Here is a 14,613-nt window from a genome sequence, read left to right as displayed (position 1 = left end):
GGTGCGGGTGCGGGTGCGGGGATCCGGGCAGGGGTCAGCGGTGACGGCGGGCGAGCAGCGAGACCGCCAGGTAGAGCCCGCCGAGCACCGAGGCCACCACGCCGACCGGCAGCGCGGCGTTCGGCACCACCCGCTGTGCCAGCCAGTCGGCGGAGACGGTGAGCAGCGCCCCGGCCCCGGCCGCCGCGCAGAGGTTGGCCCCGGGGCGGCGGGTCAGTCGCCGGGCCAGGTGCGGGGCGGCCAGGGCCACGAAGGGGACGGGCCCGGCCGCGGCCACCGCCAGCGCGGTCAGCCCCGTGCCGGCCAGCAGCAGCACCAGCCGGGTGGCGGGGACCGGGACGCCGAGCGCGGCGGCGTCGTCGTCACCCAGTTCCAGCGCGGCCAGCCGCCGACCGTGGCCCAGCACCACCGGTCCGAGCAGCAGCAGGCCGGCCCCGGCCACGGCCGCGTCGCTCCAGCCCCGTCCCGACAGATTGCCGACCAGCCAACTGAGCGCGTCCGTCGCCTGGTTCACGCCGGAGCGGCTGAGCAGCCAGGTGTTGACGGCGGCCAGCGCCGCCGACACCCCGATGCCGACCAGCACCAGCCGCAGCCCGGACACCCCCTGGCGCCAGGCCAGCAGGTAGACCGCCAGTGCGGTGCCGAGGCCGCCGAGGACCGCGCCCACCGCGGTCGCGCCGGTGCCGCCGCCGAGCAGCAGGATCACCACCAGCGCGCCGGTCGCCGCGCCGTCGCCGAGGCCGATCACGTCCGGGCTGCCGAGCGGGTTGCGGGTCAGCGCCTGGAACACCGCGCCGCTGAGGCCGAGCGCGGCGCCCGCCGCCAGCCCGTCGGCGGCCCGGGGCAGCCGCAGTCCGTTGACGATGAAGTCCGCGCCGGCCGGTCCGTGCCCGGCCAGGGTGCGCAGCACGGCGAGCGGGGAGAGCGGGTAGGGGCCGGTGCCGAGGGCGACCACGCCCATGGCGGCCGCGGCCAGCAGCAGGCCGGCCACGGCCCAGCAGGCGCGCGGCGAGAAGCGGACGCTGAGGCCGCCGCCCCGTACGACGGCGCCCCGTACGACCGCGCCCCGCGCGCGCTGTGCGGTCGCGCCCCGTGCGGTCGCGCGGTCCGGGGTTCCGGCGCTCACAGTCCGGCCACCCGTCCCCGGCGACCGCGGACCAGGGCCACGAACACCGGGGCGCCGACGATCGCGGTCATCACCCCGGCCGGGACCTCGCCGGGCTCGGCCAGCACCCGGCCGGCGATGTCCGCCGCCAGCAGCAGCGCCGGGGCCAGCAGCAGTGCACGGGGCAGCATCCGGCGCAGGTCGGGGCCGGTCCGGGAGCGGACCAGGTGCGGGACCATCAGCCCGACGAAGGCGATCGGTCCGCAGAGCGCGGTCGCCGCCCCGCAGAGCAGGGTGATCGCCAGCACGCCGGCCACCCGGGCCCGGACCACCCCGACGCCGACCGCCCGCGCGGCGTCCTCGCCCAGCGCCAGCGCGTTCAGCGGACGGGCCGCCAGCACGCAGAGCAGGACCCCGGCCAGCAGCAGCGGCAGGCAGGCGAGCAGGTTGCCGGTGGTGCTGCCGGCCAGCGAGCCGACCGACCACATCCGCAGCTGGTCCAGGGCCTGCTGGTCCAGCAGCTCCACCCCGCCGATGTAGCCGACCAGGGCGGCGTTGACCGCCGTCCCGGCCAGTGCCAGCCGCACCGGCGAGACCGCGCCGAGCCCGCCGAGGGCGCACACCAGGACGGTGGCGACGCCCGCACCGGCCAGCGCGAACCAGACGTAGCCGGTGGTCGTGCCGACGCCCAGGAAGGCGATGGCGGTGACCACGGCGGCCGAGGCCCCGGCATTGACGCCGAGCAGCCCCGGGTCGGCCAGCGGGTTGCGGGTCATCGACTGCATCAGCGTCCCGGCCAGGCCGAGGGCGGCGCCGACGGCGAGGGCGGTGAGGGTGCGCGGTACCCGGAGGCCGCGGACGATGACGTCGTTCTCGGTGCCGGTGGGGTGGAACAGCCCGTGCCAGACCTGGTTCGGCGGGATCGCCTTGGCCCCGATGGCCAGGCTGGCCAGGCAGAGCAGCAGCAGGACGCCGACCGCGAGCAGCAGCGGTCCCGGGCGTGGCCGGAGCAGCGGCCGGGGACGGAGCAGGGAGGTTGACGGCTCCTCAGCCGGAGGGGCCGCCGCCAGTGACTGTGTCATAGTAAGGGCAGCCTAACCTAAGCAATAATGACTTTGGAGGCCCCCGTGCCGGTCGCCGGAAACTTCCGACTCTTCGCCGTCCACGTCGCCAGGACCGAACTGCTCACCCCGGGCATGCTGCGGGTCACCCTCGCCGGCGAGGCGCTGGACGGCTTCGTCAACGGCGGCTGCGACCAGCGGATCAAGCTGCTGCTCCCGCTCCCGGGACAGGAGGAGCCGGTGCTCCCGGAGTCCGGGGTGGACGACGGGGGCTGGTACGCCGCCTGGCAGCGGCTGCCCGACCGCTGGCGGCCCGTCATGCGCACCTACACCCTGCGCGCGCAGCGGCGCGAGGCCCGGGAGATCGACGTGGACGTGGCGCTGCACCTCGCTCCCGGCGGCGGGGCACTCAGGGAGGGGCCGGCCTCTCGCTGGGCCCGGGGAGCGCGTCCGGGCGACCGGATCGGCGTCGTCGGACCGGCCGTGCCGAACGCCGGCGGTGTGGAGTTCCGGCTCCCGGACGGGGCCGGCCACCTGCTGCTGGCCGGGGACGAGACCGCGCTGCCCGCGGTCGGCTGCATCCTGGAGTCACTGCCGGCCGGGCTCCCGGTCCAGGTCCATCTGCGGGTGGCCGACCCGGCGGACCGGCAGTCGCTGCCGACGGCCGCCGACGCCACCGTCCACTGGCTGCACCGGGGCGGTCCGGAGCTGGTGGAGTCGGTTGCCGCGGCGGCGCTCCCGGCCGGTCGCGGCTACGCCTGGATCGCCGGCGAGGCCGCCCAGGTCCGCGCGCTGCGCAGGCACCTGGTGGGGGAGCGCGGAATGGCGCGCGAGGACGTGGAGTTCATGGGCTACTGGCGCCGGGGCCGCTCCGAGAGCGACCCGGCGGCCGAGTCGGAAGAGGTCGGGCCCGGGCAGCGGGTGGGCGCATGACGAAGCGCCCGCGCCCTCGTGGGGTGGGCGCGGGCGCGGTCCGGGGCGGACCTGCGGGCGAGGGGCCTACAGGCCGAGCGACTTCGCGATGACGGTCTTCATGACCTCGCTGGTGCCGCCGTAGATCCGGAAGACCCGGTTGTCGGTGTAGAGGCGGGCGATCGGGTACTCCAGGATGTAGCCGTAACCGCCGTGCAGCTGGAGGCACTTGTCCACGACCCGGGAGCAGACCTCGGTGGTGAACAGCTTGGCCTTGGCCACGTCGGCCGCGTTCAGGTCACCGGTCTCGAAGGCCTCCAGCGCCCGGTCGACCACGGCCTCGGCGGCGTCCACCTCGGCCTCGCAGGCGGCCAGTTCGAACTTGGTGTTCTGGAACGAGGCGACCGACTGGCCGAAGACCTTGCGGTCCTTGGTGTAGGCGACGGCCAGGTCCACGGCGGCGCGGGCGGCGGCGTAGGCGCCGACGGCGATGGCCAGCCGCTCCTGCACCAGGTTGTGGGCCAGGTAGAAGAAGCCCTTGCCCTCCTCGCCGAGGAGGTCGCCGACCGGCACCTTGACGTCCACGAAGGACAGCTCGGCGGTGTCGGAGGTGCGCAGGCCGATCTTCTCCAGCTTGCGGCCGACCGTGTAGCCCTCGGAGCCGGTGTCCACGCAGAGGATGGACAGGCCGGCCCGGCGGTTCTCCGGGGTCGCCGGAGAGGTGCGGCAGACCACCAGCATCAGGTCGGCCTGGACGCCGCCGGTGATGAAGGTCTTGGCGCCGTTGAGGACGTAGTGGGTGCCGTCCTCGGAGAGCTTGGCGTTGGTGGTCATGCCGGCCAGGTCGGATCCGGTGCCCGGCTCGGTCATGGCGATGGCGGTCATCATCTCGCCGGAGACGAACTTGGGCAGCCAGCGCTGCTTCTGCTCCTCGTTGGCGTACTCCATGATGTACGGCAGGCAGAGACCGGTGTGCACCCCGGAACCGCCGAAGCTGACGCCCGCGCGGGCGCACTCCTCGGTGACGATCGCCTGGTACTTGAAGCCGTGCATCCCGGCGCCGCCGAACTCCTCCGGCACCTCGATGCCGAAGACGCCGAGCTCGCCGAGCTTCAGGTAGAAGTCCTTGGGGGCGTGGCCGTCCTGCTCCCACTCGGGGTAGACCGGCACGACCTCCTTGGCGATGAAGTCGCGGATGGTCTCCCGGAACGCCTCGTGGTCCTCGGTGTATACGGTGCGGCGCACGATGGCGCTCCTTTCGTGGCTGACCTGCCGAACGAACGTTAAGTTAATCGTCAGTAGCCTTCTTGTCCAGGCCACCCGGCTGTGACATCCGACGATGCCCTGCCGCGCGCCCGCCCGCGACCGGTCGCCCGGCCGTCGCGGCCTGCCGCGACGCGACGAGGCCGCCGCGTCCAGGGACGCGGCGGCCTCGGGCCGGGGGTGCTCACCCGGTGGTCACTGGGTGTAGAAGCCCTCCAGGTCGGCGACCACCTGCGCGCTGCCACCGGAGTTGGTGAACTGCACCTGCCCGTTCACCACCGGGACCACGACCAGGTTGGAGATGGTCTCGCCCGCCGCGTAGTGGAGCGTCGGCATGGTCGGCTGGGTGCTGCCGGCCGGGCCGACCGTCAGCTCGGCGGCGGCCGTCGGGGTGGTGACGGTGACGTTCAGCAGTACCGAGGTCGCCTTCAGCGGCACCCCGTCGCCGGGCACCCCGGCCACCGGGAGCACCACGCTCGCGCCGGGGCCGACCGGGCCCTTGCGCACGCCGGTTCCGTAGCGGGTGTCCATCAGCCGCAGCGGGTCGGCGCTGTGGAAGGCCGACCCGCCCCCGCTCGCGGTGAAGTAGCCGGTGACGTCGGCGGTCAGGTCGACCGTGCCGGCGCTGCTGCGGAGGTCCACCGCGCCGTCGCCGCCCACCGGCACGGTCACCAGGCCGGAGACGGTGGAGGACTTGGCGTAGCTCAGGCTCGACACCGCGGGGACGCCGGCCAGGCCGCTCGGGTAGGCGGTGAGGTGGCCCGCCGCCGTGGCGTCGGTCGCGGTGACGTTCAGCACCACCGCGGTCACCCCGGCGGCCGGGACCCCGGAGCCGGGCGCGCCGGCGACCTTCAGGGCGATGCTGCTGCCCGCTCCGACCGGGGCCTTGGCCGCGCCCAGGCCGGTGGTGGTGTCCAGGATCCGCGTCGGTCCGACGCCCACCAGCCGCGAACCGCTGGGGTCGTTGGTGTAGTAGCCGGTGACGTCGGCGGCCAGGTCGACGGTGCCGGCGTTGTCGTACAGGTCGACCTTGCCGTTCGCGACCTGGGCGATCACCTGGTTCGATATCGACTCGCCCACGCCGAAGTTCACGTTGGACAGGGCGGACCTGGGCTGGCCGTCCGGGTACACCGAGACGTAGCCGGTGCCGGTCGGGTCGGTCACGGTGACGGTGAGGACGACCGCGGTCACCCCGAAGGCCGGGAGCCCGGGCGCGCCCTGGACCTGCAGGGCGATGCTGTGGCCCGCCGCCACCTTGGCCTGCGGCGCGCCCAGGCCGGTGGTGGTGTCCAGGACCGGTGTCGGCGCGACCGGCGTGAAGGTGCCGACCGGCGGCGTGGCCGCCGTTATCACCTGCACGTCCGAGGCCTTCACGAAGGCCAGCCGGTGGTTGTAGCGGATCGGGTAGTACATGGTGTCGCCGATGACCATGAAGCAGTCGCTCGGGGTGGCGCAGTCGGTGTCCTTCGGATCGACGTCCGAGTTGCTGTAGTAGTCGCCCGCGACCTCGGGCGTGGCCGTGTAGGCCTGGCCCGCCTTGATCGAGTACTGGCTGAGCGGAGCGATCGCCAGCGAGTCGGCGGCCTGCACGGCCGGGGTCTGCAGGGCCGCCGGGTAGGCGCTGAGCTCGGGGTAGGCCCGGCCGTACACCGGGATGCCGGTCCGGCCGACCGCCGGGGTGACCACCAGGGTGTCCGAAGGGGCGTTGTTGGCATAGGCGTTGATGCCGCCGGGGTTGTAGAACCAGCCGATCGACCCGCCGTAGTAGATCCCGGTCCAGTTCCCGGAGAGCTGGGCGACGACGAAGGTCTGCCCGTACACCGCCTTGTCGCTGACGTCGGCGCTGTCGGTGGTGGCCGGGGTCATCCCGGCGCCGGACAGCTCCGGGTCCGACAGCAGCGGCGAGCCGGCCGCGGGCTGGGTGTGCAGGTAGACGAAGTTCGTCGGCTGCGGCACACAGGCGGTCGCCTTCCCGGCCGGGTCGACGCAGTCGGTCACCGTCGGCTCGTTGCCGCTGCCGTAGGAGGGGGCGATGGTCACGGTGCCGCCCACCACGGCCTGGCCGTTGCCGCTCAGCGGGGCGCCGACCAGGGCCAGCAGGTGGCCCCAGTTCCAGTAGACGCCCGGGTCGTACTGCTGCGAGCCGACGAAGGCGTCCAGCGCGTACGGCGCGTCGTCGTGGCCGATGACGTGGTCCCGGTCCAGCGGGATGCTGAAGCGGCCGGCCAGGTACTGCACCAGGGCGGCGGTGGTCTCGTACTCCTGCTCGGTGTACCAGCTGCCGCGCGCGAAGCCGACGTTGTCGATGCCCACCGAGTGCATGTTGACGGTCTTGTTGGCGGCGTCGAAGGCGATGTCCCCGGTCGGGACCAGCTGGGTGACCGAGCCGTCGGAACCGATGACGTAGTGCGCGCTGGCGGCCATGCCGGCCGGGGACGCGAACCCGTCGACCGCCGAGTCCGTCGAGGCGCCCTCGGTGTCGTCGATCACGATCTGCCGGATGGTGTCGCCGTCCGCGGGGCGGTCGGCGACGTCGTACTTGTCGCCGGCCGCGGCGGTGAAGGTGCAGGAGAGACCGGCGGGGCACTCGGGGGCCGGGCCCGAGCCGGTCGGGACCGCCGCCGAGCGGAGGTCCAGCGCGGGCAGCCGGTCGGTCTGCGGCTGTATGGACGGGCTCGCGGGCAGCGTGACGACCTGGCCGTCGGTCGTGGTGAGCGAGGCCCCGGAGCTGATCGTGGCGTAGACCCGGTCGGCGAACTGCGCCGCCGTGGTCCGGTCCGCGGCCTGGTCGTACTCGGCGACGGCCGGGTACCAGGCGCCGGCGTCGGCGGGCAGCGAGCCGTCCAGCTTCCGCTCGTAGGAGGCGAGCAGCGCCGCACCGCCGCGCACGCTCTGCTTCATGCTGATCCGGAGCTGGACGTCGGGCTCCTTGATGAGCGCCGCCGCCGCGTCCAGGGTGTGCAGCGCGGGTGCGTTCATGTCGACCGTGTCGATGGTCGCCAACTCCGCGGCCGAGGGAGCCGGGTGCTGCCTGCCGTCGCCGGCCGCGTTCAGGTCGCCCAGCTTGTCGGCGGCGCTGAGCCGGGCCACGTTCGAGGAGTCGACCTCGGTCAGGCCCATGACGTTGTAGTTGCCGGTGCTGCTGGGCTGTCCGTCGTGCGACTCCCAGAGGGTCTCCTGGTAGGAGACGGCGAGCAGCACGCTCACCGGCACGTGGAACTCGGCTGCGGCAGAGGCGAAGTCACTCTGCAGGCCGAAAGGCGTGGCGCTGCTGTCCGCGACGGGCTCGGTCCGGGTCTCGGTACCCGGGGCGGCCTCCGCCACGGCGCCGACCACCAGCGCGCCGACCACCAGCGTCGCCGCCGCCCCCGCCCAGATCCTCGATCTCCTGCGCCCATGTCGTGCTGCCAACGTGGTGCCCCTGCCCCTGCTTCGTGAGCCGGTCGGCCGGGGGAACCCCTCCCCCCGCCAGTTCCCGGGCTTCCGGAAATGCCTGGTGAGTGTGCGTGCCGCCCGTGGTCGCGCCCGGGCGCGAACGGCCCCGGCCCCCGCTGCTGCCGACGTCGTTCGAACAGATGTCAAATAGGAGGAAAGGCTAGCAGTGGAGGGGCGGACGACGGCCAGTGGGACGCCTGTCCGTCGGGCGTTCGTGCGACGATGGTTCCATGGCCGACGCGAACCCCACGCCCTCGATCAACACCCCTGCGAGCGCTCCGGCGAACACCCCGGCGGACGCCGCGCCCAAGGCCGTCGCCGCCCGGCGCCGCGGCGCTCCGCCGGAGGAGTTCCCCGCCCCGACCGGGCCGCAGCAGGTGATCGAGTTCGGCGACTACCGGGCGGTGCTCACCGGGGTCGGCGCGGGTCTGCGCGCGCTCAGCCACCGCGGGCGCCCACTGGTCGTCAAGTACCCGGGGGAGCAGCCGCCCCCCGGCGCGGCCGGGCAGTTGCTGATCCCCTGGCCGAACCGGGTCCGCGACGGCCGCTACCACTTCGACGGCCAGGACCAGCAGCTCGACATCAGTGAGCCGCCCACCCACAACGCCAGCCACGGCTTCGTCCGCTGGCTGCCCTGGCGGGTCGTGGCCGAGGACGCCGCGTCGGTCCGCTTCGGACTGCGGCTCTACCCGATGCACGGCTACCCGCACATCCTGGACCTGACGGCCGGTTACCGGCTGGACGAGTCCGGGCTGACCGCCGAGGTCACCGCCCGCAACGTGGGACCGACCGCCGCCCCGTACGGCATCGGCGCCCACCCCTATCTGACGCTCGGCATGGGCGCCGGCAGCCTGGACGAGACGGTGCTGGAACTGCCCGCCGACACCTGGATCCCGGTGGACGAGCGGCTGATCCCGACCGGCCGGGAGTCGGTCGAGGGCACCGGCTACGACTTCCGCAAGCCCCGGCAGGTCGGCGACACCCGGCTGGACACCGCCTACACCGACCTGGCCCGGGACGGCGACGGCCGCGCCCGGGTCCGGCTGAGCAGCGCCGACGGCACCCGCGGGGTGGAGCTGTGGGTCGGCGAGGAGATCGGCTGGCTGCAGCTCTACTCGGCCGACGGCCTGCCCGGCGGCTACCGGCGCGCGGGGGTGGCGGTGGAGCCGATGAGCTGCCCGCCGAACGCCTTCGCCACGGGTGAGGACGTGCTCCGGCTGGAGCCCGGGCAGCGGGTCGTGCACCGCTGGGGGATCAAGGCGCTGTAGTCCCGTCCGGGATTGCGGGTGCCGCCACGCCCCGGCACGCTCTAGGGTTTGGTGTGAGGGGGTGCAAGAAGATGAGTCAGGCATGGCGGGGCACCGGACCGCAGTCGGCCGAGGAGATGATCGCCGAAGCACGCAAGGCGTTCTTCGTGATGTTCGGGTTCATGGTGCTGATCTGGGCCGTCCAGATCGTCAACTGGGCCGGGCACTACCGGCTCGACACGGACTACGGACTGATCCCGGAACGGGTCGACCGGCTGCCCGACGTCTTCTCCGCGCCGTTCCTCCACTTCAGCTGGCAGCACATCGAGGGCAACTCCGGACCGCTGTTCGTCTTCGGCTTCCTGGCCGCCTACCGGGGCGTGGTCCGGTTCCTCTGGCTCACCCTGCTGGTCGCGGTCACCAGCGGGCTCGCGGTCTGGTTCTTCCAGGACCCGAACACCCTGGGCGTCGGGGCCAGCGGCCTCATCTTTGGCTACTTCGGCTACGTCGTACTGCGCGGGATCTTCGACCGGCACCTGATCGACACCCTGATCGGGTTGGTGATGGCGGCCTCCTTCGCCTATCTGGTGACCATCGCGCTGCCCGGCACGCCGGGCGTGAGCTGGCTGGCGCACCTGGGCGGACTGGTCGGCGGAATCGCCGGAGCCTGGCTGCTGCGGGACCGCCGGACCCCGGCCGGGATCCCCGGACCGGCCCCCGCCGCCGTCGACCCGGCGGGTGGCCCGAGCACCGGGACGGTCGCCCTGCCGGGCCCGGCCGGCGGCGAACGGCAGGACCTCCACAAGGAGCTGGGAGACCTCGGTCTGCTCTGAGGAGCGCTATGAGGTCTGTCACCTTTCCGGGTTGTCGGCATGGTCCTTGTCAAGATGAGGTAGGGCGGCCTTACCGGTTCGATACTGAATCCACAGGGACACCACAGAACAGCCTCAGTGCTTTTTCATGTTCTCTGGGCACCGTACGACCATGACTTCGACGCCCCCTGCTTCCGACGCGGCCACCACCGACCTGCGCCGTCCCGACGGCTCACCGGTGCGCGTGCTGGTCGTCGACGACGAGGCCCCGCTCGCCGATCTGCTCTCGATGGCCCTCCGCTACGAGGGCTGGAAGACCGCCACCGCCGGTGACGGTGCCACGGCCCTGCGCGCGGCCCGGGAGTTCCGACCCGACGCCGTCATCCTCGACGTCATGCTGCCCGACCTCAGCGGCCTCGAAGTGATGCGCCGGATGCGGGCCGACCAGCACGACGTGCCCGTCCTGTTCCTCACCGCCAAGGACGCCGTCGAGGACCGCATCGCCGGCCTCACCGCCGGCGGTGACGACTACGTGACCAAGCCGTTCAGCCTGGAGGAGGTCGTCGCCCGGCTGCGCGGCCTGCTGCGCCGCTCCGGCGCCGCCGCCGCGCGGGCCGAGTCGGTGCTGTCGGTCGGCGACCTGGTCCTGGACGAGGACAGCCACGAGGTCTTCCGCGGCGGCGACCCGATCCGGCTCACCGCCACCGAGTTCGAGCTGCTGCGCTTCCTGATGCGCAACCCGCGCCGGGTGCTCAGCAAGCCGCAGATCCTGGACCGGGTCTGGTCCTACGACTTCGGCGGCCAGGGCAATGTGGTCGAGCTCTACATCTCGTACCTGCGGCGCAAGATCGACGCCGGCCGGGTGCCGATGATCCACACCATGCGCGGCGCCGGCTACGTACTGAAGCCCGCCGACGCGACCGCTCCGGTCCGGTGAGGAGGGGCTGGTTCCGTCGCTGGTCGACCTGGTCCCTGCGGACCAGGCTGCTGGTGACGACCACGGTGCTGATGGCCCTGCTCGGCGGGGTCATCGCGCTGTCGACCACGGTGCTGCTGAAGGCGCACCTGACGGCGAACCTGGAGACCCAGCTCAACAACACCGCGCAGACCGCCGTTCAGGTCAGCGGTCAGCCGCACGGCGGGGGCGGGCAGCCGGGCACCGGCGGTGCCGGTGCCAGTGGTGTGGGCGGCGGCCGGCCGATGGACAGCGTCCAGTTCCTGAACTTCCCCGGCCAGCAGCCCGACACTGTGGCAGCCGTGCTCCAGGGCGGGAGCGTGATCTCGTCCGGCATGAACAAGCTGAGCGACACCCAGGGACAGCTGACCGCGCTCACCACCGCCCAGCAGTCCGCGCTGACCGCGGTACCCGCCGACGGCCGCTACCACCAGGTCGCGCTCCCGGGGTACGGCGACTACATGGTGCTCGGCCAGCAGGCGCCGGCCGGCACCGAGATCTTCATCGGCATGCCGCTGGCCCAGGTCGAGAGCACCGTCAACGAGCTGGTGACCATCGAGGTGGTGATCACCGCGCTCGGCGTCATCGGCGCGGTCTTCCTCACCGCCGCCGTGATCCGGCTCTCGCTGCGGCCGCTGGACCGGGTCGCCGCCACCGCCGCCCGGATCTCCCGGCTCTCGCTGCACCGGGGCGAGGTCGGCGAGTTGGTCCGGGTGCCCGACGCCGACACCGACCCGCGCACCGAGGCCGGACAGGTCGGCGAGTCGGTCAACCGGATGATCGACCACGTCTCCGGCGCCCTGGCCGCCCGTCAGGCCAGCGAGACCCGGGTCCGGCAGTTCGTCGCCGACGCCAGCCACGAGCTGCGCACCCCGCTCGCCTCCATCGCCGGCTACGCCGAACTGACCCGGCGCGGTCGCGAACCCGTACCGCCGGACACCGCCTACGCGCTCAGCCGGATCGAGTCCGAGGCCGCCCGGATGACCCGACTGGTCGAGGACCTGCTGCTGCTCGCCCGGCTGGACGCCGGCCGCCCGCTGGAACGCGAGCCGGTCGACCTCTCGCCGCTGGTCGTGGACGCCGTCCGGGACGCCCACGCCGCCAACCCCGACCACCGGTGGCAGATCCGGCTCCCGGACGATCCGGTGGTCGTCGACGGCGACCCGCACCGGCTGCACCAGGTCCTGGTCAACCTGCTCGCCAACGCCGGCAAGCACACCCCGGTCGGGACGGTGGTGACCACCTCGGTGACCTCCTCCGGCGGGGTCTGCGAGCTCACCATCGAGGACGACGGCCCCGGCATCCCGCCCGAACTGCTGTCCACGGTCTTCGAGCGCTTCGCCCGGGGCGACCACTCGCGCTCCCGCGCGGCCGGAAGCACCGGGCTCGGCCTGGCCATCGTCTCCGCCGTGGTCGCCTCGCACCGGGGCGAGGTCGGCGTCGCCAGCCGACCCGGCAGCACCGTCTTCACCGTCCGGCTGCCGGAGGCCGCCGTCGCCCTGACGGGCTGACAGATCGTTCACAGGTTCGGCACACCCCGGCGACAGCGCCGTCCGTGACATTGGAAGCCAGCCCAGAGCTCGCTGACGATGCTCGCCGACGATCGAGAAGGCGCCGAGAGATGACCGCGACCCTGCCCGAACCGACCATCGCCGAGGACGGCCCCGCCGGACCCGTCCGCCCGCCGGACCCGCGCTGGGCCAGGCCCGCCTTCCTCGGCCTGCTGCTGGTCACCGCCGTGCTGTACCTCTGGGACCTCAGCGCCTCCGGCTGGGCCAACCAGTTCTACTCCGCCGCCGTCCAGGCCGGCACCAGGAGTTGGGAGGCGCTGTTCTTCGGCTCCTCCGACGCCGCCAACTTCATCACCGTGGACAAGCCCCCGGCGGCGCTGTGGGCGATGGAGCTCTCGACCCGGATCTTCGGCGTCAACTCCTGGGCCATCCTGGCCCCGCAGGCGCTGGAGGGGGTGGCCACCGTCGCGGTGGTGTACGCCGCCGTCCGGCGGCGCTTCTCGGCCGGGGCCGGACTGGTCGCCGGGGCGGCGCTGGCGCTGACCCCGGTCGCGGCGCTGATGTTCCGCTTCAACAACCCCGACGCCCTGCTCGCGCTGCTGCTCACACTGGCCGGCTATGCCGTGCTCCGGGCCCAGGAGCAGGCCAGGACCGGCTGGCTGCTGCTGGCGGGCGCCTGCATCGGGACCGCCTTCCTGACCAAGACCCTGCAGGCGTTCCTGATCGTCCCGGCGCTCGGCCTGACCTACGCCGCGCTCGCGCCGACCGGCGTCTGGCGCCGGGTCCGGCAGCTGGGACTGGCGCTGATCGTGATGGTCGTCAGCGGCGGCTGGTGGGTCGCGATCGTCGAACTGACCCCGGCCCAGTACCGGCCGTACGTCGGCGGCAGCCAGGACAACAGCTTCCTCGAACTCACCTTCGGCTACAACGGCTTCGGGCGGCTCGACGGCTCCGAGACCGGCAGCGTGGGCGGGGGCGGCGGCGGAGCAGCCGGCTCCACCGGGATGTGGGGTGCGACCGGGCTCACCCGGCTCTTCGGCTCCGACATGGGCGGCCAGATCGCCTGGCTGCTGCCGGCCGCGTTCGTGATGCTGCTGGCCGGGCTCTGGCTGACCCGCCGGGCCCGCCGGACCGACCCGGTCCGCGCCGCGTTCCTGCTCTGGGGGCTGGCGCTGGTCACCACCTTCCTCACCTTCAGTCTGATGAAGGGCATCTTCCACCCCTACTACAACGTCGCCCTGGCGCCCTACCTCGCTGCCCTGGTCGGCATGGGCTCCGCCCTGCTCCGGGCGCAGCGCCGCAGCTGGTTCGCGTCCGGGACGCTGGCGCTGGCCGTCGGCGCGACGGCGGTGACGGCGTACGTGCTGCTGCAGCGCAGCCCGGACTGGCTGCCGTGGCTGCGCTACGCGGTGCTGATCGTCGGGCTGCTGGCGGCGCTGGGCCTGGCCTTCGCCGGGCACCTGCCGGGCCGGATCGCGGCGGTGCTGGCCCTGGCCGGGCTGGCGGCCGGGCTGGCCGGGCCGGCGGCGTACACCTTGCAGACGGTCGGGACCGCGCACAGCGGCTCGCTGCCGAGCGCGGGCCCGACGGTGACGTCCGGCGGCCCCGGCGGCTTCGGCGGCGGCGGTGGCTTCCCGGGTGGCGGCGGGGGCCGGGGACGGCCGGGGCCCGGCAGGGCACGCCGCCCACCGGCGGCGCGGGCGGCGCGGGCAGCGCGGGCAGCGCAGGCGGTCAGGGCGGCGGTCAGGCGGGTGGCCGGACGCCGCAGCAGGGCGGCGGCGGCACCGGCGGCTTCCCCGGCGGCGGCTTCCCGGGCGGCACCGGCGCGGGTACCGGCGCGGGCACGGGCACCGGGACGGGAGCCGCTGCGGGCGGGCCCCGGGGCGGGGCGGGCGGCGGCGCGGGCATGGGCGGCGGCGCCGGCATCGGCACCCTGCTCAACGGCTCCGACCCCGGCGCCGCTGTCACCGCGCTGCTCAAGGCGGACGCCTCGGCCTACACCTGGGTCGCCGCCGGGATCGGTTCGCAGAACGCCGCCGGTTACCAACTCGCCACCGGCGATCCGGTGATGGCCGTCGGCGGCTTCAACGGCACTGACCCGGCGCCCAGCCTGGCCCAGTTCGAGGCCTATGTCCGTGCCGGACGCATCCACTACTTCATTGGCGGCGGCACCGGGGCGAACGGCAGCAGCGGCAGCGGCGACTCCGAGCAGATCTCCAGCTGGGTCACCGCGCACTACACCGCCAAGACCGTGGACGGCGTCACGCTCTACGACCTGACGCAGCCGAAGAGCAGCGACTAGTAGGTTCGTG

The 14,613-nt window shown here is 73.6% G+C and carries 9 protein-coding genes and 1 pseudogene; 6 read left to right on the top strand and 4 right to left on the bottom strand.

Annotation, left to right across the window (positions count from 1 at the left end; all coding sequences use genetic code 11):
* Nucleotides 1–34: 34 nt before the first annotated feature.
* Both BS75_RS16610 and BS75_RS16605 read right to left on the bottom strand, forming a co-directional pair.
* Nucleotides 35–1,126 carry a FecCD family ABC transporter permease gene (locus tag BS75_RS16610; protein ID WP_042439478.1) on the bottom strand — a complete coding sequence of 364 codons (1,092 nt, stop codon included), beginning with the start codon at nt 1,124–1,126 and terminating at the stop codon, nt 35–37.
* Nucleotides 1,123–2,187, bottom strand: coding sequence for a FecCD family ABC transporter permease (locus tag BS75_RS16605; protein WP_081982378.1), 1,065 nt, complete (start codon nt 2,185–2,187; stop codon nt 1,123–1,125). The genes BS75_RS16610 and BS75_RS16605 overlap by 4 nt, the downstream gene beginning before the upstream one ends.
* Before the next feature lie 45 nt (nt 2,188–2,232).
* Between BS75_RS16605 and BS75_RS16600 the strand changes: the two genes are divergently transcribed.
* Nucleotides 2,233–3,099 carry a siderophore-interacting protein gene (locus BS75_RS16600; protein ID WP_331281426.1) on the top strand — a complete coding sequence of 289 codons (867 nt, stop codon included), beginning with the start codon at nt 2,233–2,235 and terminating at the stop codon, nt 3,097–3,099.
* Nucleotides 3,100–3,165: 66 nt separating this feature from the next.
* Here the strand turns inward: BS75_RS16600 and BS75_RS16595 are convergent, their stop codons facing one another.
* Together BS75_RS16595 and BS75_RS44355 are read right to left on the bottom strand one after the other, a co-directional pair.
* A complete protein-coding gene (locus BS75_RS16595) occupies nt 3,166–4,323 on the bottom strand; it encodes an acyl-CoA dehydrogenase family protein (protein ID WP_034088791.1) in 1,158 nt (385 codons plus the stop codon).
* 213 nt (nt 4,324–4,536) lie between these two features.
* Nucleotides 4,537–7,752, bottom strand: a complete 3,216-nt coding sequence (locus tag BS75_RS44355; RefSeq protein WP_152646068.1) for an N-acetylmuramoyl-L-alanine amidase — start codon at nt 7,750–7,752, stop codon at nt 4,537–4,539.
* Between the two features lie 254 nt (nt 7,753–8,006).
* Between BS75_RS44355 and BS75_RS16585 the strand changes: the two genes are divergently transcribed.
* The 5 genes and pseudogenes from BS75_RS16585 to BS75_RS16565 all read left to right on the top strand — a co-directional run bounded on the left by BS75_RS16585 (nt 8,007) and on the right by BS75_RS16565 (nt 14,603).
* Nucleotides 8,007–9,044, top strand: a complete 1,038-nt coding sequence (locus BS75_RS16585) for an aldose 1-epimerase family protein (protein WP_081982377.1) — start codon at nt 8,007–8,009, stop codon at nt 9,042–9,044.
* Nucleotides 9,045–9,115: 71 nt separating this feature from the next.
* Nucleotides 9,116–9,856, top strand: coding sequence for a rhomboid family intramembrane serine protease (locus tag BS75_RS16580; RefSeq protein ID WP_042439475.1), 741 nt, complete (start codon nt 9,116–9,118; stop codon nt 9,854–9,856).
* Nucleotides 9,857–10,007: 151 nt separating this feature from the next.
* Complete coding sequence (locus BS75_RS16575) at nt 10,008–10,772, top strand: response regulator transcription factor (RefSeq protein ID WP_034088790.1); 765 nt, start codon at nt 10,008–10,010, stop codon at nt 10,770–10,772.
* A 71-nt stretch (nt 10,773–10,843) separates the two neighbouring features.
* Nucleotides 10,844–12,301: a sensor histidine kinase gene (locus BS75_RS16570; protein ID WP_052070632.1), complete on the top strand. Its 1,458-nt coding sequence runs from the start codon at nt 10,844–10,846 to the stop codon at nt 12,299–12,301.
* A gap of 110 nt (nt 12,302–12,411) precedes the next feature.
* Nucleotides 12,412–14,603: pseudogene (locus BS75_RS16565) on the top strand (ArnT family glycosyltransferase).
* The last annotated feature ends 10 nt before the right edge of the window (nt 14,604–14,613 follow it).

Source organism: Streptacidiphilus albus JL83 (assembly GCF_000744705.1).
Lineage (GTDB): Bacteria > Actinomycetota > Actinomycetes > Streptomycetales > Streptomycetaceae > Streptacidiphilus > Streptacidiphilus albus.
This window is presented reverse-complemented; position numbering and strand designations above follow the sequence as displayed.

Bases quoted from the DNA above. Each gene is read 5' to 3' on its own strand.
- BS75_RS16605 (WP_081982378.1), bottom strand. From the start codon at position 2,187: ATGACACAGTCACTGGCGGCGGCCCCTCCGGCTGAGGAGCCGTCAACC.
- BS75_RS16585 (WP_081982377.1), top strand. From the start codon at position 8,007: ATGGCCGACGCGAACCCCACGCCCTCGATCAACACCCCTGCGAGCGCT.
- BS75_RS16580 (WP_042439475.1), top strand. From the start codon at position 9,116: ATGAGTCAGGCATGGCGGGGCACCGGACCGCAGTCGGCCGAGGAGATG.
- BS75_RS16575 (WP_034088790.1), top strand. From the start codon at position 10,008: ATGACTTCGACGCCCCCTGCTTCCGACGCGGCCACCACCGACCTGCGC.
- BS75_RS16570 (WP_052070632.1), top strand. From the start codon at position 10,844: ATGGCCCTGCTCGGCGGGGTCATCGCGCTGTCGACCACGGTGCTGCTG.